At 36.9% G+C, this 21,833-nt stretch carries 23 protein-coding genes; 6 read left to right on the forward strand and 17 right to left on the reverse strand.

Annotated elements, in window-relative coordinates; all coding sequences use genetic code 11:
• Positions 1–21: 21 nt before the first annotated feature.
• A complete protein-coding gene (locus I3217_RS01420; protein ID WP_435047939.1) occupies positions 22–414 on the forward strand; it encodes a DUF1398 domain-containing protein in 393 nt (130 codons plus the stop codon).
• Positions 415–469: 55 nt separating this feature from the next.
• Here I3217_RS01420 and I3217_RS01425 read toward each other — a convergent pair whose 3' ends face one another.
• A complete protein-coding gene (locus tag I3217_RS01425) occupies positions 470–949 on the reverse strand; it encodes a hypothetical protein (RefSeq protein ID WP_435047940.1) in 480 nt (159 codons plus the stop codon).
• Positions 950–1,075: 126 nt separating this feature from the next.
• On the opposite strand from I3217_RS01425, the gene I3217_RS01430 reads away from it, so the two are divergent.
• The gene (locus tag I3217_RS01430) at positions 1,076–4,006 is read left to right on the forward strand and encodes an FAD-binding and (Fe-S)-binding domain-containing protein (protein WP_435047941.1); all 2,931 of its coding nucleotides are present in this window, start codon (positions 1,076–1,078) and stop codon (positions 4,004–4,006) included.
• On the opposite strand, the gene I3217_RS01435 is transcribed toward I3217_RS01430, so the two are convergent.
• Entirely contained in the window at positions 3,998–4,852 is an 855-nt protein-coding gene (locus I3217_RS01435; protein WP_435047942.1) for a UDP-2,3-diacylglucosamine diphosphatase, read from the reverse strand. The genes I3217_RS01430 and I3217_RS01435 overlap by 9 nt on opposite strands.
• Before the next feature lie 200 nt (positions 4,853–5,052).
• On the opposite strand from I3217_RS01435, the gene aroC reads away from it, so the two are divergent.
• The 3 genes from aroC (at position 5,053) to I3217_RS01450 (ending at position 10,217) form a co-directional block, all read left to right on the forward strand.
• A complete protein-coding gene (aroC, locus tag I3217_RS01440) occupies positions 5,053–6,114 on the forward strand; it encodes a chorismate synthase (RefSeq protein WP_435047943.1) in 1,062 nt (353 codons plus the stop codon).
• Between the two features lie 47 nt (positions 6,115–6,161).
• The gene (locus tag I3217_RS01445; protein ID WP_435047944.1) at positions 6,162–7,463 is read left to right on the forward strand and encodes a dicarboxylate/amino acid:cation symporter; all 1,302 of its coding nucleotides are present in this window, start codon (positions 6,162–6,164) and stop codon (positions 7,461–7,463) included.
• 492 nt (positions 7,464–7,955) lie between these two features.
• Entirely contained in the window at positions 7,956–10,217 is a 2,262-nt protein-coding gene (locus I3217_RS01450; RefSeq protein WP_435047945.1) for a T9SS type A sorting domain-containing protein, read from the forward strand.
• 189 nt (positions 10,218–10,406) lie between these two features.
• Here the strand turns inward: I3217_RS01450 and I3217_RS01455 are convergent, their stop codons facing one another.
• From I3217_RS01455 to I3217_RS01515, 13 genes are all read right to left on the reverse strand, one after another.
• A complete protein-coding gene (locus I3217_RS01455; RefSeq protein ID WP_435047946.1) occupies positions 10,407–11,132 on the reverse strand; it encodes a ThuA domain-containing protein in 726 nt (241 codons plus the stop codon).
• 74 nt (positions 11,133–11,206) lie between these two features.
• The gene (locus I3217_RS01460) at positions 11,207–12,379 is read right to left on the reverse strand and encodes an MFS transporter (protein ID WP_435047947.1); all 1,173 of its coding nucleotides are present in this window, start codon (positions 12,377–12,379) and stop codon (positions 11,207–11,209) included.
• Positions 12,380–12,557: 178 nt separating this feature from the next.
• Positions 12,558–13,043, reverse strand: coding sequence for a hypothetical protein (locus tag I3217_RS01465; protein ID WP_435047948.1), 486 nt, complete (start codon positions 13,041–13,043; stop codon positions 12,558–12,560).
• A gap of 105 nt (positions 13,044–13,148) precedes the next feature.
• Positions 13,149–13,523, reverse strand: coding sequence for a hypothetical protein (locus I3217_RS01470; RefSeq protein WP_435047949.1), 375 nt, complete (start codon positions 13,521–13,523; stop codon positions 13,149–13,151).
• Positions 13,524–13,678: 155 nt separating this feature from the next.
• The gene (locus tag I3217_RS01475; RefSeq protein WP_435047950.1) at positions 13,679–14,092 is read right to left on the reverse strand and encodes a DsrE family protein; all 414 of its coding nucleotides are present in this window, start codon (positions 14,090–14,092) and stop codon (positions 13,679–13,681) included.
• 15 nt (positions 14,093–14,107) lie between these two features.
• Positions 14,108–14,791 carry a Tat (twin-arginine translocation) pathway signal sequence containing protein gene (locus tag I3217_RS01480; RefSeq protein ID WP_435047951.1) on the reverse strand — a complete coding sequence of 228 codons (684 nt, stop codon included), beginning with the start codon at positions 14,789–14,791 and terminating at the stop codon, positions 14,108–14,110.
• 2 nt (positions 14,792–14,793) lie between these two features.
• On the reverse strand, positions 14,794–15,852 hold the full coding sequence (locus I3217_RS01485; RefSeq protein WP_435047952.1) for a c-type cytochrome: 1,059 nt from the start codon (positions 15,850–15,852) through the stop codon (positions 14,794–14,796).
• Positions 15,853–16,104: 252 nt separating this feature from the next.
• Positions 16,105–16,539, reverse strand: a complete 435-nt coding sequence (locus I3217_RS01490; protein ID WP_435047953.1) for a universal stress protein — start codon at positions 16,537–16,539, stop codon at positions 16,105–16,107.
• A 164-nt stretch (positions 16,540–16,703) separates the two neighbouring features.
• Positions 16,704–17,423, reverse strand: coding sequence for a hypothetical protein (locus I3217_RS01495; RefSeq protein ID WP_435047954.1), 720 nt, complete (start codon positions 17,421–17,423; stop codon positions 16,704–16,706).
• Between the two features lie 113 nt (positions 17,424–17,536).
• Positions 17,537–17,719 (reverse strand): hypothetical protein, encoded by a 183-nt coding sequence (locus I3217_RS01500; protein WP_435047955.1) that lies wholly within the window; start codon positions 17,717–17,719, stop codon positions 17,537–17,539.
• A gap of 126 nt (positions 17,720–17,845) precedes the next feature.
• The gene (locus I3217_RS01505) at positions 17,846–18,316 is read right to left on the reverse strand and encodes a hypothetical protein (RefSeq protein WP_435047956.1); all 471 of its coding nucleotides are present in this window, start codon (positions 18,314–18,316) and stop codon (positions 17,846–17,848) included.
• A 114-nt stretch (positions 18,317–18,430) separates the two neighbouring features.
• Positions 18,431–18,934, reverse strand: a complete 504-nt coding sequence (locus I3217_RS01510) for a hypothetical protein (protein WP_435047957.1) — start codon at positions 18,932–18,934, stop codon at positions 18,431–18,433.
• Positions 18,935–18,957: 23 nt separating this feature from the next.
• On the reverse strand, positions 18,958–19,842 hold the full coding sequence (locus I3217_RS01515) for a ChaN family lipoprotein (RefSeq protein ID WP_435047958.1): 885 nt from the start codon (positions 19,840–19,842) through the stop codon (positions 18,958–18,960).
• A gap of 205 nt (positions 19,843–20,047) precedes the next feature.
• Here I3217_RS01515 and I3217_RS01520 point away from each other — a divergent pair, with 205 nt between their 5' ends.
• Positions 20,048–20,644, forward strand: coding sequence for an MCP four helix bundle domain-containing protein (locus I3217_RS01520; RefSeq protein ID WP_435047959.1), 597 nt, complete (start codon positions 20,048–20,050; stop codon positions 20,642–20,644).
• A gap of 58 nt (positions 20,645–20,702) precedes the next feature.
• Here I3217_RS01520 and I3217_RS01525 read toward each other — a convergent pair whose 3' ends face one another.
• Positions 20,703–21,116 (reverse strand): hypothetical protein, encoded by a 414-nt coding sequence (locus tag I3217_RS01525; RefSeq protein ID WP_435047960.1) that lies wholly within the window; start codon positions 21,114–21,116, stop codon positions 20,703–20,705.
• A 183-nt stretch (positions 21,117–21,299) separates the two neighbouring features.
• A complete protein-coding gene (locus I3217_RS01530; RefSeq protein WP_435047961.1) occupies positions 21,300–21,776 on the reverse strand; it encodes a GNAT family N-acetyltransferase in 477 nt (158 codons plus the stop codon).
• Positions 21,777–21,833: the final 57 nt, after the last annotated feature.

Genomic DNA, 21,833 nt, shown 5'->3' on the forward strand with positions numbered 1-21,833 from the left:
ATCTTATTTAAATAAAGAAGAATGTTTACAATAGAACAAATCGAATTTGCTCACGGAAAAGTCAAATCAGGAGCTGATTTTCCAAATTATATTCAAGAGATTAAGGAACTTGGTGTCTCTGGCTTTGAAACTTGGGTGTTCGACAGTCATACCGAGTATTTTGGAAAGGATGGATTTCAAGTTAAATCGGAACCGAAATATGAAAATTTAATAATAGCAGGTATCTCTGATAAAGAGAAATTTGAAAGTTATTTAAAAATTCACCAAAAAGGAGAAACAGATTATTTAACATTTTGTAATCATTGCGCGGAAACAGGAATTGAAAAGTGGATAGTAAGCCTTGATACAATGACTTGTGTATACTACGATAAAACTGGAAATGAAATTTTAAAGGAAATAATACCAGTAAAATAAAAAAACGCTTCAACGTTATAGGTTGAGGCGTTTTTTATAGGCGTATTCACTAAGATTAAAACTGGTAACGTAAGCCAAGAGCAACATCGTAACCATCGTAGTGATTAGAACCGATTCCCGGTCTGAAATCTAAAGAGATTAAAAGCGGAATTTCAAAGTTGTATTCAATCCCTACATCTCCTGCAATAAATACATAAACACCATCGTCATCATGATCGTCATTATCATTGTGATGATTAAAATCGCGATTTCCTAATCCACCACCAACACCGGCATACCAGTTAAAACGGTTTTCTATAGGCCATACCCACTGATAGATTCCTGTTAATTGAAATCCGTCATAATTATGGCCATTACGCCACCCTAAATCGGCTTCCAAACGGTTTTTACTGCCTAATGCATGTTGATACGAAATTTCAAATCCAAGACCATCGCTGTCTCCTAGTCTTAATCCTAAAGCATGTTGCGAGATTTCCTGTGCTTGTACGGCAAATGCCAGAGTAGTAAAGGCAATAGTAAATAATAATTTTTTCATAAAATACTGTTTCTGTTTTGAGGGTAAAATTAATATATATCAAATAATCCCAAGGCGTGTTATTGAATTTTTTGTTAGTTCTATCGCAATGCTTACATTTAATTCTGTTTTAAATTTTTAAACGCTATGAGTACGGTTTCTGATTATCAGTTAAATGAATTACGAGACGATTTAGAGGGAGAGTTGTTTTTCGATGCTTTAATGCAGTCTATTTATGCCACAGACGCATCGGTGTATCGAAAATTGCCCTTAGCCGTAGCTTATCCAAAGAATGAAATTGATTTAAAAACTTTAATAGCTTTTGCGACTACAAATAAAATTACCTTAATTCCAAGAACAGCCGGAACCTCTTTAGCAGGACAGTGTGTTGGTGATGGTATTGTGGTTGATGTGTCGAGATACTTCACCAATATTATTGCTGTGGACAAAGAGGCCCGTACAGTAACGCTTCAACCCGGTGTGGTTAAAGATGTGCTTAATTTACATTTAAAAGAATACGGTTTGTTTTTTGCGCCGGACACTTCTACTTCTAATCGCTGTATGATTGGTGGGATGGTTGGAAATAACTCTTCAGGAACTACTTCTATCCAGTATGGCGTAACACGTGATAAAGTACTGGAGTTAAAAACAATATTGAGTGATGGTAGCAAAGTAAGATTTGGAGCATTATCAGAAGAAGATTTTCGTAAAAAACTGGAATTGGAGACCCTTGAAGGGAAGATTTATAATACAGTTTATGAATCTTTAAAACCGGAAGCTATTCAGCAGCAGATTCATAACAATTTTCCGAAACCAGAAATTCATCGCAGAAATACAGGTTATGCACTGGATATGATATTAGATTCTGAAGTGTTTTCTGAATCGGATAAACCTTTTAATATGTGTAAGCTGTTGTGTGGAAGCGAAGGTACTCTGGCGTTTACAACGGAAATCACCTTACAATTGGATGAGCTTCCGCCTAATGAGCGGGTTATGGTAGCTGCACATTTTAAAACAATCGAAGATGCTTTAAAAGCTGTGACTACCTGTATGAAGCATCATTTGTACATGTGCGAAATGATGGATAAAACCATATTAGACTGTACTAAAAATAATTTAAAACAACAGGAAAACAGAAAATTTGTCGTGGGAGATCCTCAGGTAATTTTAATGTGTGAATTAAAAAGCAATAGCAAATCATCGGTTCAGGAACAAGGAGAAGCTTTGGTTAAAAGTCTTGCAAATGAAGGCTTAAGCTATGCTAATGTCATGTTATTTGATGACGATATCGATAAGGCCATTGAATTGCGTAAAGCTGGTTTGGGGCTATTAGGGAATATGATTGGCGATGATAAATCTGCAGCTTGTATAGAAGATACAGCGGTGACTTTACACGATTTTGCTGATTATATCAATGAGTTCACTGCGATTATGAAAGGTTATAATCAAAATGCTATTTACTATGCTCATGCCGGCGCAGGCGAATTACATTTACGTCCAGTCTTAAACTTAAAAAAAGGGGAAGATGTCAAGTTGTTCAGGCAGATTACGACAGATGTTGCCCATCTGGTAAAAAAATATGGAGGTTCTATGTCTGGTGAACATGGGGATGGCATTGTTAGAGCTGAGTTTATTCCATTGATTATTGGAGAAGCTAATTATGAAATCGTTAAACGTATAAAACAGGTTTTCGATCCGCATGTGGTTTTTAATGCCGGAAAAATTGTAAATGCTTTTCCAATGGATGAAAATCTGCGTTACGAGGCAGACCGGGCTGAGCCGGAGATTGAAACTTTGTTGGATTTTTCCGATTCTCTTGGGATTTTAAGACAGGCAGAAAAATGTAACGGAAGTGGAGATTGCAGAAAGCCTGTGGAAATGGGAGGAACCATGTGTCCCAGTTACAGAGCAACCCGAAACGAAAAGGATGTTACACGTGCTCGGGCGAATGCGTTACGTGAATTTTTAACAAAGACAGAAACGGGAAAAAATCCGTTCAACCATAAAGAGCTTAAGGCTGTTTTAGACTTGTGTCTGAGTTGTAAGGCCTGTTTAAACGAGTGTCCAAGTACGGTTGATATTTCTATCATGAAAGCCGAATTTTTGTATCAGTATCAAAAGGAAAATGGTTTCGATTTACGCTCTAAATTATTTGCCTACAACAACAGGTTAAACGGCTTTTCGAGTACGTTTCCAGCAATAGCTAATTTCTTTTTTAAAACACCATTTACAGCTAATGTTATAAAAAAACGTTTGGGGATAGCTCCAGAACGCAGTATGCCTTTGGTATCATATAAAAGTTTAAATAAGAGAATTCAAAGTATTGATAATAAGAATGTTAGTAATAAGTGTTTTAGGAGGGTATACTTGTTTGTTGATGAATTTACAAATCATCTCGACACTGTAATTGGTTTAGATGCCATAGCTCTGTTGGAAGGTTTAAATTACAAGATTAAAGTGGTAAAACACGAGGAGTCCGGGAGAGCATTTATTTCTAAAGGATTTCTGGAACAGGCTAAGGATTGTGCCAATAAAAATGTATCTGTGTTTAAGGATTTAATAACTGAAGAAACCCCTCTAATCGGGATAGAGCCTTCGGCAATTTTTACCTTTAAAGATGAATATTTAAAATTAGCAGATGATAAAAATGCAGCAAAAAAAATAGCAAAACATACCTATCTGATAGAAGACTTTTTATATGCCGAAATGGAAAAAGGTTATATTAAATCAGAGCATTTTCATACTCAGGACAAGACTATTAAAATTCATGCGCATTGCCATCAAAAGGCATTGAGTAATCAGTTGTCAACTTTTAAGCTTCTTAATTTACCAAGTAATTATCAGGCCACGATAATACCAAGCGGATGCTGTGGTATGGCAGGAAGTTTTGGATACGAAAAGGAGCATTACGATGTGAGTATGGCCGTAGGGGAGCAAACTTTATTTCCTGCGGTTAGAAAGGCTAAATCAGATATTGTTATTGCGGCTAATGGTACGAGTTGCAGACACCAGATTAAGGATGGTACGCATCGCGAAGCCAAACATCCCGTAACCATTTTAAAAGAAGCTTTACTTTGATTTCTTTTTTTTTGACTTTTTATCGACAATGGTAATGGCGGCTATCAGATCCTGAAAATCCATATCTTTAACCTCTTCATCTACTAGAAAAGGTGTTAGTTTATCGTAATTGAAATTGTAAATTTTCCAGCGCTTAAATTGATATTCAAGTGCAGTGAAATTTTCTACCCAGTCGCCGGAGTTTAAGTACATGGTTTTACCATGCTTATTTTCTTTAATCAGCATTTTGGGCTGGTGAATATGGCCGCAAACTACATAGTCATAACCTTGTTCAATGGCCAGATCGGCAGCAATTTTTTCAAAATCATTAATATATTTTACAGCACCCTTTACACCATTTTTAATGCGTTTGGAAAGCGAGTATTTTTCTCTTCCCAAATGGGTTAATCCCCAGTTAACAAAACGGTTTATTAAAATAAGCAAGTCATAACCATAACTTCCAAGTTTGGCCAGCCATTTGGCATTTTGTATGGATACATCGAAAATATCGCCATGGAAGAACCAGGCATTTTTACCGTCGAGTTCTGTTGTGTATTTGTTAACAATCGAAAAATTACCAATGGTCGAGTCACAGAAGCGTCTTAACATTTCATCGTGGTTCCCTGCAATGTAGATCACTTCTATCCCCTCCGAAGCCATATCCATAATTTTTTTAATGACCTGCATATGGGATTTCGGAAAATAACGTTTGTTAAATTGCCAGATGTCTATAATGTCTCCATTCAGAATCAGTTTTTTAGGATTAATGCTATTTAAGTAAGACAAAAGTTCTTTAGCATGGCATCCAAAAGTTCCTAAATGCACATCGGAAATAACTGCAATTTCAATTTTTCGTTTAATTTTCAAATACTTTGGGGTATTAAAGGGTTGTATATCTGCAAATAAATGTATTTGATGTTACTTAAACTTAAACTCCTAATTAATTAAAATAAAGCATATTGTAAAGTTTGTGTTACTTGCTTTACAATATTTAGAGATAGAATGGTGGGAATCAATTTTATTTTTCGTAATAATAAATTTAAATTAGCAAAAAAATATGTAGTGCTATGGCGGGAAATTCCTTTGGAAAAATTTTTAAACTGACCACTTTTGGAGAGTCGCACGGACCAGCCTTAGGCGGAGTAATAGATGGTTGTCCGGCAGGAATAACTATTGATTTTGACGCGGTTCAGCATGAAATGAATCGTAGAAAACCTGGGCAGTCTGCCATAGTAACGCAACGAAAAGAACCGGATGAAGTGAAATTTTTATCTGGAATTTTCGAAGGTAAAACAACAGGAACTTCCATAGGCTTTGTAATAGAAAACGCCAATCAGAAATCTCACGATTATTCGCATATTAAGGATTCTTTCAGACCATCCCATGCCGATTATGTATACGAAAAGAAGTATGGTATTCGTGATTATCGTGGAGGAGGAAGAAGTTCGGCCAGAGAAACAGCCTGTCGTGTGGTGGCCGGAGCTATAGCGAAACAGTTTCTTAATCAGATAAATATTCAGGCATATGTATCGTCAGTAGGCGATATCTTTTTAGAAAAACCGTATCAGGATATTGATTATACAAAGATTGAAAGCAATATAGTACGTTGTCCGGATGCCGAAACAGCTGATAAAATGATAGACCGAATTAAGGAAATACGCAAGGAAGGCGATACTATTGGAGGTACGGTAACCTGTGTTATACAAAATGTGCCTATTGGATTAGGCGAGCCGGTTTTTGATCGGTTACATGCCGAATTAGGTAAAGCAATGTTGTCTATTAATGCTGTAAAGGGATTTGAGTACGGCAGCGGATTTTGTGGTGCCAAAATGAAAGGTAGCGAGCACAACGATTTGTATAATACCGACGGAACAACTAAAACCAATCTTTCAGGAGGTATTCAGGGCGGTATTAGTAACGGCATGGATATCTATTTTAGAGTAGCTTTCAAGCCTGTAGCTACTATTATGCAAACTCAGGACACTATAGATAAGGATGGTAATATTGTGGAAATGCAGGGGAAAGGACGTCACGATCCTTGTGTGGTGCCAAGAGCTGTGCCTATAGTGGAAGCGATGGCTGCTCTGGTGCTAGCAGATTATTTTTTATTAAACAAAGTCTATCAGTAATTCAATAATAACTAACATAAATTAATCTTAAAAACTACTACTCAATTATGAAAAAACTCGCATTGCATTGGCAAATTTTAATAGGAATGGTTTTAGGTGTTGTTTTTGCCTTGATAATGGTGCAGTTTGAGTGGGGAGGAAAATTTGTAGAAAACTGGATAAAACCGTTTGGTAATATTTTTATTAATGCCTTAAAGGTTATTGCTGTTCCTTTAATTTTAGGGTCTCTTATTAAAGGTGTTTCAGATTTAAAAGATATTTCCAAGCTCTCTAAGATGGGAGGAAGAACGATAGGTACTTATATATTAACTACTGTTATTGCCGTAAGTATTGGTTTGGCTGTGGTTAATATAATAAAACCAGGAGCATCCATATCTAAAGAAACCCGTCAGGAGCTTGTAGAAAGTTACAAGGGAGATGCTGATTCTAAAATTGCAGCGGCCGAAAAACAGAAGCAGGCTGGTCCGCTACAGGCACTGGAAGATCTTGTGCCTAGTAATATTTTCCAGGCGGCAAGCGATAACGGGAATATGTTACAGGTTATTTTCTTTGCTATATTTTTCGGTGTAGGCTTAATTCTTATCCCGGAAGAAAAATCAAAACCGGTAAAGGATTTCTTTGATGGCTTTAATGATGTTATTTTAAAGCTTATAGATATTATAATGCTAGCAGCCCCGTATGGTGTATTTGCCTTGTTGGCAGCTTTAATTGTGGAGGCTCCAAGCGCAGATTTGTTTAAAGCTTTGGGATGGTACGCCTTGTGTGTGGTTTTGGGACTGGCAATTATGCTTGCTGTTTATACAGTTATAGTAGCAGTATTCACTAAAAAATCACCTAAATTCTTTTTAAATGGTATTTCTCCGGCACAACTTCTGGCATTTTCTACGAGTAGCAGTGCAGCTACACTTCCGGTTACAATGGAGCGGGTAGAAGAGCATTTAGGAGTAGAAGAAGAGGTAACAAGTTTTGTGTTGCCTATAGGCGCTACAATAAATATGGATGGCACCAGTTTATACCAAGCAGTAGCCGCTGTATTTATTGCACAGGCGTTTGGTATGGATTTAAGTTTAAGCGCTCAACTTGGAATTATAGCTACGGCAACACTTGCTTCTATTGGTAGTGCTGCTGTTCCAGGAGCTGGAATGGTAATGCTCGTTATTGTTTTAGCTCAGGCCGGTATCCCTGAAGCCGGATTGGCTTTAATTTTTGCTGTTGACCGCCCGTTAGATATGTGCCGAACTACTGTAAACGTTACAGGAGATGCTGCTGTGGCAATGCTAGTGGCTAAATCGGTAGATAAACTGGGAGAACCTAAAGTAAAAGACTGGGACGATAATTATAAGGCTTAATTAGATTCCGGATTAGTGTAAATTAGTTTTGTTATCGTGTAGTTTATTGCAATAATAATAGAACCAGATATAAATATGATTGAGTAAATCTACCAACAAATTGGCATTAGATTTCAAAAAAAAATCGGGTACGGAAAAAAAAGTAAAAATAAGCGTCCCGGAAGCTATCTATCCATAGATTTCCTGTTTTATAAAGGAGATAGTTTTATGGAGTTCAGGTTTAAAATGATCTATTTCTAAAACTCCGTTGATTCCCCATAGCACTTTACAAAATAAGAATCAGGCTGGAGTTGTTTAAAATTTAAACATGATTTTCCAGGCAATGGTTGGAAACAGTCTATGGACCAGGTTTCTTTCTTAAATTATAATATTTGATTATCTACCTTTTTAATATACTTAAAATTAGGAATTTGCTAATAGTGAAGTTTTTTTATTTACATTAGTGTAATCGATTACCAAATCGATATAACAAACTAACCACTAATTCAACCCATGAAAAATCTTATTTTATGTGTACTTACATTATTTTATTGTGTGAGTGCTTTTACTCAGGATGTAGCTCTTATAAAATCTGAAGGCTGGCTGGAGTCGGCCTATTTCACCTGGCAACCTGTCGAATCTGCGCAATCCTACAGGGTGTATTACAGTGGAGAAGGTTTAGAAAATCAACCCATAGATACCCCATTAATCCGGGATTATGGAGACTATTTCAGAGCCGATATTCTAGGGCTTAAACCAGGGAATTACACCTTTAGTGTATCAGCTGTTATAAATGATGCTGAAGGACCAAAAAGTGAAAGTGAAGTTATAACTGTATTAGGTCAGGATCGCAGCGGATTTTCATTTTCAAAAGGGAGAGTTCCCGGTGCATATAATGCTGACGGGACGCCTAAAGCAGATGCTGTAGTTCTTTATATAACAGAAAACAGTAAAAACACGGTGAGTCTGGATGTTATCGGGGCCAATAGCAATCCTTGCGTCGGACTCCAGGCTATTTTAGATGGTTTTAAAAAAGGGAAAGATTCGAGACCGCTAATTATTCGTTTGATTGGTCAGATTAAAGACTTGGATTATTTAATTAAAGGGGATCTGGTTATTGAAAATAATAACTTAAGTACAGGTTGTATTACCCTTGAAGGCGTAGGCGACGATGCAGTTGCTGATGGTTGGGGGATTCGCATTAAAAATGCTTCAAATATTGAAATCAGAAATTTGGCTATTATGAATTGTAACAGTGACGAAGGCGATAATATTGGTCTGCAGCAAGACAATAACTACATATGGATTCACCATTGCGATTTCTTTTATGGCGATTCGGGTAGCGATTCCGATCAGGCAAAAGGTGATGGTGCCTTGGATTGTAAACGTTCTACGTATGTTACCTTTTCCTATAATCATTTCTGGGATACCGGAAAATCAAATCTCTTAGGTTTGAGTGAGGACACTACAGAAGGACTGTATATTACCTATCATCATAACTGGTACGATCATTCCGATTCTCGTCATCCGAGAGTCCGGTTCTATTCGGCGCATGTCTACAATAATTATTACGACGGCAATGCTAAATATGGTGTGGGAGCAACTATGGGGTCTTCAGTATTTGTTGAAGGGAATTATTTTAGAAATTGTAAATACCCCATTTTAACGTCTATGCAGGGGAGTGATGTGTATAATGAGAGTTTTGGCACCAACGATTATAGTAACATGCCTACTTTTTCTAAAGAAGACGGAGGAAGTATAAAAGTATTTAATAATTATATGACAGGCGAAAAGCGTTTTGTAGCTTATGGTGATAGTAATTTTCCTAATGCCACTGTAGATTTCGATGGTATTGTAGTGGAGAACAGAACATCTGAAATTTCTAACACGATACAATCTGTATATGGTAATAATACCTATAATAATTTTGATACAGATACCGCGCTAATGTATGCCTATTCAGTCGACACTCCTGAAGAAGCAAAAACGAAAGTGACTACGTGGTCTGGAAGAATGTCTGGAGGTGATTTTAAATGGACGTTCAACAATGAAATTGATGATGTTTCCTATGCTGTGAATTCAGAATTAAAAGCCGCTTTAAAAAATTATAAAACGTCGCTTGTTGCGATACAGGGCGATGGAGAATCACAGGATGGAGGAGATGCTACTGGTGAAGGCGGTAATGTTATAGCAGGGGATATCGTACATAATTTTACAGAATCAGGTCTGGAAAGTAATTATTTCGTTATTTCAGGAAATCTGTCAGATTCCAAAGGCACGGTATATTACGAAGGCTTAACTTTAACCCAGTGCCTTAAAATAGAATCAGCTACAACTATTTCATTTAGCACAGATAGTGAAGCTACTTTTACCATGGTATTTAATTCCGGCTTTTCTAATAGTATCAAAATAAACGGAGTGAGTTATCAGGCAAATGATGGTATTTTAACCTTAACGATACCAAAAGGGGATTACGAAATCACTAAAGCTGATGTCGCGAATCTGTATTTAATGAGTTTGAAATTTACATTGAGTACACTTGAAACTACAGAGAAAAGATTTAAAATATACCCAAATCCTGTAAATGATGTGTTACGAATATCTGATGCCTCGCAAATCAGGGAAGTGAAGCTGTATTCTTTGTTAGGGACTCTGATAAAAACGTTTAAAAGTAATTTTGAATCCCTTGATGTTTCAGAAATTCAGTCTGGCACCTATGTAATAAGTATAGTAAGTAGTTCAGGTAACTATAATAAGGTTATGATAAAACAGTAAATAGGTTTTAAATTTAAAAAGGCTCCATAGCGGAGCCTTTTTTATGGCTGTTTAGCCAGGAATGTTATAGCATTTTCTGTCTGGCACCTATGTAATAAGTATAGTAAGTAGTTCAGGTAACTATAATAAGGTTATGATAAAACAGTAAATAGGTTTTAAATTTAAAAAGGCTCCATAGCGGAGCCTTTTTTATGGCTGTTTAGCCAGGAATGTTATAGCATTTTCTAAAAGAGTTCTGTAATTCGTATCGTTATAGGCTGTGTGATTGTGTCCTAATTGCAGATAAACGATAGGAGAATTTTTATAAGTATGATTCCAGGCTATTATGGGTTTGCTATCCAGGTGAGATGTTTGTAATAAGGGACTGACATCCGGCTGTATTTTATATAAATTATACACCTCATCTAATATAACAAAGTCCTGTAGACCCTGAGTTACCGGATGTGATGGATTAGTAATATGTACAGGAATCTGCTGATCGTGTATATAGGTTGAAGGAATAATTAAGCTACTGTCTTTATCCTTTCGGGCGTGATAATATCTTCCGCCTACTATATTTTCATATTCCGGCCAGTCCTGATAACATACCAGGGCATGGTGTAGAAAAAGCATAGGTTTACCTGCCTTAAAAAGATTTAAAAGGGCTTGTTTCTGGTCTTCTGAAATAGTTTGAGAGACATGATAAAAAATAAGAACATCAAAGCCATCCAACTTAGGATCTTTAAAATTAATTAAGCCTTCCGGATGAAAAAACTCTTCTGTTTTTATGTGATTAAGGGAATTTAATGCATTTACAAAAGCGTCTCGTTCAAAGTTTTTTCCTCCTGTAAAAACAGCAGCTTTTATACTTGGATTATTTTGTCCTGAGCAAAATAATGTGGATAAAGAAATTATGGCAATCCAAAAGTGGGTCATACTGCAGTTTTAGTCTTATAAAATACAAAATTTTAAAATGAAATGTATGTTTTACTTTATTTGCCAGATTGTAGTTATCCGTTTATTTTATGTTTCAGGCTTTGAACGATTCCAATGCATGGTCCAATAGCCAGAAGACTAAACAGCCAGACCGGAGAAATTTTTGTACTCATAAAATTCAGGAATTGCATGCTAAGTATGGTAATCGAAAACCCGATACAGTTTACCAGAGTTAAAGCACTGCCTTTTAATTCAGGTTGACTGTTTTGTGCCACTAAAGTTGAAAACAGCGGGGAGTCACTTACAACAAAAAGTCCCCAGAACATCAGAAAAATAATAAAAAGCTCTGAGCTTAAATGAAAGGCCAGGGGTGATATTAAACAACAAATACCTGAAGCTGTTAAAGACGAAAAAGCTATGGTTTTGGCAGAAATGTATTTAGATAAAATACCACCGATAATACAACCCAGACTACCAATACTAATAATTAAAAAGGCTAATAGTGGGACGTTATATGGCGTGTCAGGGTGCAGAACCAAATAGGTTTTTAACAGTAGCGGAATAAATGCCCAGAAGGTATAAAGCTCCCACATATGACCAAAGTATCCAAAGGCTGCGGTACGAAAGGGGAGAGATTTAAATATTTTGAAGATGACAACAGGTTCAAAAGTGGAACTGGATTTTCGGTATGTACCATCTGGTACTTTTAGGTACATTATAAGACCTCCGAAACCAGCCAGGATTGAAGTGCCTATAATAACACTGCGCCAGGAATACCCGGAGCTAAAATCTTTTAGGATATGGGGAAATGCTGTACCTAATACCAGTGCTCCAACTAAGAACCCTAAAGACTTGCCCAAGCCTTTTTCGTAATAATCAGCTGCTATTTTCATACCAACAGGATATATCCCTGCCAGAAAAAAACCTGTTAGTCCTCTAAACACTAACAGACTTAATAATGTGTTATTTGGTATTAAAACTCCAAGATTGCATATCGCACCTAAACAAGCACAACTAAAAAATACTTTTGAGGGGGAAAACCGATCGGAAATTAAAAATACAGCAAAACTTAAGGTGCCTGAAATGAAACCAAGTTGTACGGCAGAAGTGATATGAGCCAGGGCTCCTGTTTTAAAATGAAATTCGGCAATCAGATCGTTTAACACTGCATTCCCTGCAAACCAAAGTGAAGTGCAACAAAATTGCGCAAACACAATTACAGGTAGAATGATTTTGCTATGTTTCAAACGGAATATTTTAGATCCAAGTTTAAATATATAAAATATTAACTTAGTTCTTAAAATAAAGAAAAGGGTGTGTCTTGAGTTTTAATTGGCTGTAGAGAAACCAAGAAGTTGATTACCTAAACTACATTAGTTTTAAATAACCCCCTGTAAGTGTATTACAGGGGGTACTAAAATCAGGTTAAGATGTAATGGCTGCATTTATCTTTTGGTTCCACTGTTCTATAAGTTCCAGCTCTCCGGCAATTAAGGCATCGTCTTCGGAATTGAAAAAACGCCAGGTTATGGATTTTGACTGTGATTCTTTAGGTGTAAAATTCAGATCTAAAGTATCTATAGCAGTAGTTCTGTCTGTTTTATGTTTTTTAGGACGTCTTATCTGCTGTATGTTACAGGACATTATTTGTTTCATATCCAAAACGTTTTCAATGGTGTTTTCATCAGAGCTTTTATAGAAAAACAGCTTTTGTGTGATACTGTCCATGCCAATAGCCAGATGTCCGCAGGTCCCGTAATCTGTTATATTACTCTTATGTTTCGCAGCCATAGTTTTGATGGCATGGTATAATTTTTTTTCTCGTTTTTTTCTGTTAATGCTTGTAGCTATAAAAGGCATAGCGCATAGGGCAGAGAAGGTCCCTCCTAATATTGCGGTTCCTAAATCCATAGGTGTTTAAGTAAATATATTAATAATCAGCAATCAAAAAATGAGTTTAAGATTGCTATGTTTTTTTTAAAGCCTAAAAAGGCACAGGAAATACTTAAACAGGAATTACCAGTAGTAGTGAAATGGAAATAAGAGTTTCGCTTTATGATGCGCAATGATAAACTGTCCTGATGATTTGGTGTCTGTGGAATAATTAATATCAAACAGACTTAAGTCGTAATTTGGAGTGACAGTACTAAAATCTCCGCCAGGTTCAGAGTCTTTGGACGTATTTATATCTGAATTTGAAGAATAATCGCGTTCATCTTCACCCAGGTGACTGAATAGATTATTGGTTACAGCACTAACAAAATCACCGTCGTGGCTTTTGGCTTTATACTGAACAGAAGAAGATAGATTTAAAGTACTGATTAAGCCTATACCAAAACAGTATACTGCTACAAGTACTAATATTCCGGATATGTTTTGCGTCTTCTTCACTTAACAAATATACCTGTATTGCTAAGCTATGGTCTTAAAAGTTTATTAAAGTTTTTATGGTATAGAAATATAAACTCCTCTGTAGTTCTGCATCAGAATTCAGAGGAGTTTTACTATCTAAAAAGGTCTTAGGTTTATAAGGTCAGAAGGTTGTATTACCGGCTTTCTTTAATATAGCTCCAGCCTTGCTGTTGTTTTTCTACCAGTTCCAGGATCCCGTCCGGAACTGTTTTTACCCCGGGAATGAGGTCGGATTCCTTGGTTTGGTAGCGGCGCATAGTACCCTGACAAATTACAAAATCGACATTGTCTTTTTTCGCCAGTGATTCAAGATCTTCTGCTACTGAGGATTTGTCTTTTAAAACCATATCCATGGCTCCGCTGTACATCACCACTTCAAATTTAGCATTGGGGTACGCCTCAGACATGCCTTTTACGTGTCTTACAGCGGCCTGATGCACTTTGGTATCGCTACTGGTAACATCGAATACGATGTTTACAGCCTGCGCCTGTACCTGTAGCATTGCAGATAAAAGCCATAAACAAATAAAACTGCTTAGTGTTTTCATGAGTTTCAGTATTAGTTATTCCCCGGCGAAAATATACCCGCAACCATGTTCTTGTGCCCGGCCTAATGCCCAAACTCCTGATGGTACCAACTGGATATCCGGAAGTATAGCAGCTATCCAATCGTCATAAACAACTTTAGCATCCATCTGTTTTTGAGCAGCAATGGCGCCACTATAAACCTTAATAGCTAAATCGCAGACACAGAACATAGCTCCACGTTCCTGCATGCGTTTTATGCCTTCTATCTGCGGCATTGGCATATCGCCGGGTTGCGGATCATAATATGGATTTCTGGTATATGGAGAACCATCTGTCATACTGATTTTAAAAGTTTCTCCCAGAGGATATTTAGCCCAAAGGGCATCGTTTAAAGCTAAAGGTATCGCATCGTGGCGCAAAACGGTTACGCCGGTCATGTCTTCATCGGGTGTTCCCGTACCATTATTAGTAAGGTAGTAAGCCCAGTTCCAGATTACCGGAAATCCATTATGAGGCTTCGAGCCGTCGTAAACAATTCGGTGTTTTCCCTTAATTTTATCGAACCAGGTGTCGGCATTATTCATTTTTTCCACATCATCTATCGGAAAATTAGCATAAATCGGGTTGGTAAGTACAGATAAGGTACTTGCTGTGGCCCCCATAGCCAGAGCGCCAAGAAACTGCCGTCTTGTGTTTGTTGTTTTGGTGGTTGTTTTCATAATTACTTGTTTTTAGTGATATTAAATTGTTTTTGGTAAAATTCCATAATGGGCTGAAAGGGTCCCATTTGGTGTTGTTCTATAGGAAAGTTGTCTGCATAAGGCCCGTATGGGGTTGATACTGGTTTTTTTTTTAGATCAGGGAAATCTTTTTCAGGGTTGGATTTAAGTGGACGCGACTGGCTGTTTATATAGCCCGCAACATCATAGGCTTCGGCATCGGTCAGGGCAGGTGCTTCAAACTTTGTTCCGAATGGCATATTGGCTTTAATGAACTGTGCTGAGGTTATGACTCGCGCCATTCCGGCACCATGGTTAAAGGAATCTTCTCCCCAGAGCGGAGGATATAAATAGGTTTTTCCGTCTTTGTTTTTTACGCCCTGACCATCCGGTGTGTGGCATACGGCGCAGGTGTTAATAAAAACCGATTTTCCGTGTTCCAGATTTACTGCTCTGTCGGGAATATTTAGGGTTAAAAAGCCTTGCCCGGTAATTTTACCGTCTTCGGGAGCAAAGCGACTTAACCATTCCAGGTATTTTACCAGTGCAGTCATTTCTTTACTGTTTACATCCAGCATTCTACCATTCATACTGCGTTCAAAACAGCCGTTTATACGATCTTGAATAGTCCCAATTTTGTTTTCGCGACCACGAAACTGGGGAAAGCGCTGGATGATACCTATCAGAGGTGCTGAATACGGTTTGGTGCCCGAATCGAGATGACAGTTTTTGCAGGCCAGTCGGTTATTTTGGTAAATATTACTGGTGTCTGCTATATCGGGGCCTAAAAAATGGGGTGTTTCATTGAATATTTTATAACCCAGTTTTATGGTGTCGTATTCCGGGGTATTCGCTAAACGGTCGGGATTGTAATCTTTGTAAAAAATGGCAAAAGCAGAATTGGTGTTAATGGCACTAGTTTTAGTTTCTATTACGGGTTGTTCAAAAAACGCTTTGTAAACAATTACGCCCAGAATACTACTTAAGCCCATAAGAAAGCCGCAAAACCAAAGTTTTTTACCTGAGAATTTAGGATGTGTGGAGCCTGACTGATTTCCCATTTTATTTATTGTAAATTAATGGGTTAATCATGAAACATTCAGGGCATATATAGGCGCTAAAAATTTGAAAATTGGGGAGAGAAATCGTTAGGGACGAATTTATACCTTTTAAAGTTACAAAAAAATCCTAAAGTTTTGTAAATGAGGGTTGTAAAATTTTAATACGAACTTACTTACAATAATATCTCAAGTTTTTTCTTGAAGATATTTGCCTATAATGTCATTTCTGGATGAATTAACTGACTTATGAACTCAATGAAGCGGAACAATAAGTACGGGAATTTTAGATTGCTTGATAAGTTGCGAAGAGACATTTCCCATTAAGGCTTTATAAATAAAATCGTGTTCCTGATATCCTGCAATAATGAGATCTACTTTAAGTTTTTTAGATTCTTCTAGTATCATTTCGGTTGTAGCGCCCTGTATGAGTAAACCATCGGCTTCAACACCTTCTATTTGCATTGCAGCAGCATATTCCTGAAGTAACTGGTGTTCGTGTCGTAATTTGGAGGCTCTGCTATCGCGAATGTATTGAGGTCCCACTTCATATCCTACAAAATCGGGGTTGGGTGCTGCAATATGCATCAGCCATAGTTTGGCTTTGAAAGCCTTGGCCAATTCGTAGCCCTGATCTAAAAGCCGCTGATCATTTTCTGAGAAATTAAGTGTAATCAGTATGTTTTTCATGTCAGAACGCTTTTTAAAATTATGGAACAAATCAGGCCCTTAGCTGGTCTTATAAAGGTACAAAAGAATCCATTGTATATCAGGCGTGTAAGCCTTAATGTGGTGTTAAAATTTCGATAAAATATCAGAGGGAAGGCAATTCTTATAGCAGTTAAAGTTGAGGTTTAATCGCCGTAAATCACGACATCCGGAATGTAGTACTTTTCGAAGCCATTACAGATGAGTTCCCATTCGTCTGTACTTATTTTTGCATAGCTTAAACTGCAGTCTGCATTGGTGCAAATCCAGGAATTTTCATGAAACTTAAAAATGCGTTTTACACCGGTATTGGTGTTTTGGGTCTGTATTTCTATTGAATCATCTGGTTTTCTGATAACACTGAAACTAACGTTTTGGGCCACCGAGCCATTAGCAGCTCTAAGTGTGCCTTTGGCCTGATACGGTGTGTCAGAAATCGAAGGCTCTATATGCGGTTCAGGTATTTCGTCCATTACGCTAACACTTAAAGTATAATTCACTTTGGTTCCCCGGCGTGCCGAACTTCGCATCTGGTAAACTCTGATTTTATAGGTGCCATTTTCATTTAAAGTTAAACTGCAGGTATTCCCTTCATTCTGTCCAATAAAAATAGCAACATTATCCGAGCCCGGAGGTAAAACATTAAAATAACAGGAAGTGATATCGCTGGCCAGTGTAACATAAAGTTTGTCGCCTTTGTTGGCATTTAATAAGTAATCTGTTATCTCATCTCCAACGAATGTACTTCGTAATTCTGTATGGGATTCCCATTCGGGAAATATAAGGTCTATCGTTTTTATTTGAGCACTTATACATAAAGTAAACAGTAACAAAAGGCAGGCTAAAATGTAGTGTCTCAATAACATAAGTATACCATTTTTAATTCACATAAAGATAAATTAAATATTATTATGCTAGTGTAAGTGTTTGAAAAATAAGTTATTTTTTGCAAAAGGAGAGCTAGTGGAGTTAGGGCATTTCAATTTTTAAAATACTGCCAGATAGAAATGATGATGCCAATTGCCAAAAGGGGATAAATAATCATGAGGTCGACACGGATTAAAGGACCATCGGTGTTGGCTTTCCAAGAGGCCAGAATAACATATTCCCAAAGCAGGTAAAGTACAATGAAAGCGATGGTTAGTTTTTGTATCCGTGTCATGTATATTGTTTTAAACGGTGACGAGTCAGAGCTCTATTAAAGGTAAAACATTTTAAGACGTAATCTGGATAATTAGGTAATAAAAAAGGCCTGTATAATACAGACCTTTTTTTAATCAATCACGTTTTAAGAGTATTTCTTTTTATTGCCTTTTCCGGCGTGTTTTGGTTTGCCTTTAGACTTATAATGGGCTTTATTTTTAGTGTTTCCTGCATTTTGTTTTAACTGATGAAATTCGGAAGATCCGGGTTTAATACCCATTTGCTTTGCGATATTTCCCCAGCCATTTTTGGGATTATTCTGGTAAATATGGATAACATCCGCTACCGGTCTTCGACTGAGTCTGGCCAATTCCAGTGCAAAGTAAATTTCTCCAGGCGACCAGTGTAGTCTGACACGCATATCTTCCAGACTGGAAGTTGAGACGTGATAAGCCACGGCACAATCGTTTTTAAAACTTTCAAAATTTGCAGAGGCACTCAGATTGATTTGATTTAAATCGGTATCCAGTTGAATACTACCGGTATTAAATGTAATTTGTGCCTGCATACTGGTCGTCAGACATAAAGCCAGGACCGCAATACAATGTTTAATCATAGTAGGTTAATGTTTAAAAGAACTTTGGGGTGTTCTTTATGTTCAGGGTTTAAAAATAACAAATTTAATCTGGTGACAAAATTGTAGCTGTCAATTTGATAAATTGAATGGGAATTACAAAGATTTTAAAAAGGCGCTCATTTCACTTTCATTACTAAAAATTAAGAAGGTTTTGTCGTGCTCACAGCGCTTTAATTTTTCCAGAAGGGCAGGGCGTCTGGTTTTATTAAAACGGGCCACATATTTATAAAAGTTCCAGTCGAAACGTTCCTTACAGTCTTTGGCCATATCTGGTCTTACAGTATTATAATATTTTAAAATGCGTTTGGTAATATGCCATAAGCAGGTCAATGTATTTTGGTTAAGAAAGATAATGGTATCGGCGTACTGGAGTCTTAAATCCAAAGTCCCCCCGTAATTACCGTCTATAATCCATTGGTTTTTTTGGCATAGGGTTTCCACTTTGGTTTTCCATACTTCAGGAGCAGTTTCTTTCCAGTCGGGCTTATAATAGTACTGGTCTAAATGCAAGAGGGGAAGTCCTGTACGTTCTGCCAGTTTTTTGGAGAAGGTAGACTTACCCGAACCGCAATTTCCTATAACCAGTACGCGTTTCATCTTGGTAATACTAATTTAGAATATTATCTGTTGGTTTGTGTCATGCTATCTGCCACAACCAGAATATAATCGGCGATGGAGGCTTTGTCTTCAGTATTCATACTTGCCCATTCCATAGCCGTTACCGTGGTTATCGATTTAATATTTAAGTCAGGGTGAATTTTATTTACCCACCAGATGATGCCCTGATCGTAGTTGGAATGGTATGAGCCTTCAAAATGAAACAGAAATCTCCCCGGAGTAAAATGCTTTAGTGCAAAATGCGCCATAGTAGCATCCTTAGCCGCCTGTGCTGTTTGTATGTTTAACATATTTGGTGGAACGTGGCCACCCATTTTATCTTTCATTTCGGCGTAGGCTTTCACGGTGGGGTCGAAATACGTTTCTAAATCCGGACCAATCATAGCTCGTGCTTCAGGGCTTAACTCCTGTAAAGCTGCAATACCTTTTTTGTTAATCATTGAGGCGTAACGACGCGGAATATTTGTGGCGATGAATGCCAGTTCATGAGCTTTGGCAAATTCCAGTAAAGGTTTATAATCGGTTTTGTAATTGGACCATAACTGCGTAAGTTCCGGCAGCATTTTATCCTCCGGGTAAAAGCCTTGTAAATATTCGTTTAGTACCAGCTGATTGCCATTCTCAAACATTTCAGCACCAAAATAGAGTGCGTTGCCTTTAAGCTCGTAAAAGCTTTTACTCATTTCCAGTTGCATCCAGTGAGAAATGGGGTTAGTGTGGTATTCGCCAAAAAAGACCATGTCGCTTTGCGCCAGATCAGTTATCATACTGTCGTAATCGGCAGGGGAACCTGAATTATTAAATAGCTGATACGCTGGTTTGCTTTGGGCATGAACTGACGATATGATGTTTAGAATAAAGAGAAAGGTAATGGTAATGGTTTTCATATTGAGTTTTTAAGTTGAGTTATAATTTGTTCGGCAAAAAAAATAAATATAGCGGAATTCTTTAAGCAGACCATTATTTTCCAGGATTTTTAGACGACTGATAGTGCCTTTTAATAATGAAACGGACTTCTGGTTTTACTCGGTTTATATGTAAGGTTTTTTGTATTATTGTGTTACAGTTTTTACTTCTAAAATTTTGTAGATTATGGGGTTATATAATAAAATTAAATGGGTTCTTGGTATTCTCCTTGTATTTGTATTGATTGTTACTACCAATCTTATTGATCGTAATAATTTCCGACGGGTTAAAGATTCGGTAGAGAGCATTTACGAAGACCGCTTAATAGCAAACGATTTGTTGTTTGATTTATCGCAGTCCATACAGGAGAAAGAACTTGCAGTAGCCACAAACGACAGTCTGTTTTTTGAACGGGAGAATATTACTGTGAATCGTCATATTGAGGGACTAATTACGCGTTATGAAGACACTAAACTCACTAGAGATGAAGCTATAGCCTTCAGGACACTGAAAGAAAATCTGGAGGAGCTTAATCAAAAGGAAAAGCAATTGAAATCGGTATCAGGAATTAGTAATCTTACAGGAGAAATTACAGACATTAAGGCCAATTTAAACGAATTGTCTAAAATTCAGCTTACAGAAGGCAGCCGGCAAATGTCTATAAGTAATCGTGCCATGGATACGGTAGAACTCTTTACTAAAATTGAAATCTATTTAATGGTGTTTCTGGCGATCGTTATTCAGATCATCGTGATGTATAAGCCAAAATCTAAGGAAGATTAATTTTAGCAGTATATAATAGGTTTAAATGGTGTTTTATATTTTATAATAAAACGCATTACTATTTTTGTTTCTTAGTAAACATTTCTATACTAACAGCTATTCCTAATCCCAGAAACAAAGCGATTAGCGGAGGAATCCATACGGATAATATGCCAAGGCCTGCAGTAGAACTGGTGCTTTTCAGCATATCTTTAATGAATAGGTGCGTGTAAATAAGTTGTGTTAATAGCATAAAACTTCCCGAAATAATAACCTGTAATTTAGTGTTTTTTCGTTCTGCTATTCCCGTAAAAACGATGTTGGGAACTAAGTATATAAGCATAAAGAATAGTGAGAGCATTGCTACTTTTATAAATTCCAAATCTCTGGCTATTACAGGGGTAAAGTAAATCCAGAACATTAGATTCCCTAGGATCAGAACCAAAGTATTTATTTTTTTACGCTGTTTATAAGTAAAGTGTTTTGCTACCATTGGTTTTAAAGGTATTACTACTTATAAGGTTTATATCGTAATTCGGAGGATTTGTAAAACTATAGGTTTACTAAGGTAGTGGTTTTAAATGGTTTATCGAAGTTGTTTTGTGATATGTTTATGTTTTATTTTGTTAGTAATCAAGTTTTTATGTATTGGGTTTAGGTCGATGATTTTGTTTAACTATATCTGGTATTTACTTTTCCATTGCACTTTTACTGCCGATATTTTGTCTGATTGTAATTTAGCGTCCCGACATATATTAAACCCATTTTTGAGATAAAAGCTTAAAGGAGATTTATACAATGTGCCATTTCTTTTGTAATCGTTATTATGGTCAATTACCCAGCCGCACAATTCAGTTTCTTTGTCTTTAGCCATATTTATAATTTGTGTCCCAAGTCCCCGGCCCTGAATCGTTGAGTCTAAAAGGATAACGAACCATTTTGTTTGTTCTCTTATAAAGTCTACATACCAGCCTTTAATATTTTTATTGGTATCCAGTATAAGAATATGAGATGGTGCTTTCAGGCTATTCAGATAGTTGTTTAATTCAATTACAGTGTTATAAGCCAATTGTTCAGGGTACTCCGTATTCCAGAGGCTGAAAATCTGAAGTTTTTCAGAATCAGATAAAATTGATTCTTTAATAAATTCCATGGTGTTGGGGTATGTATTTTAACTGTTTAGATTTTTTATTGTCAATTTTTAAAGAGC

This window comes from Formosa sp. S-31, assembly GCF_051172795.1.
In the GTDB taxonomy this organism is placed as follows: domain Bacteria; phylum Bacteroidota; class Bacteroidia; order Flavobacteriales; family Flavobacteriaceae; genus Formosa.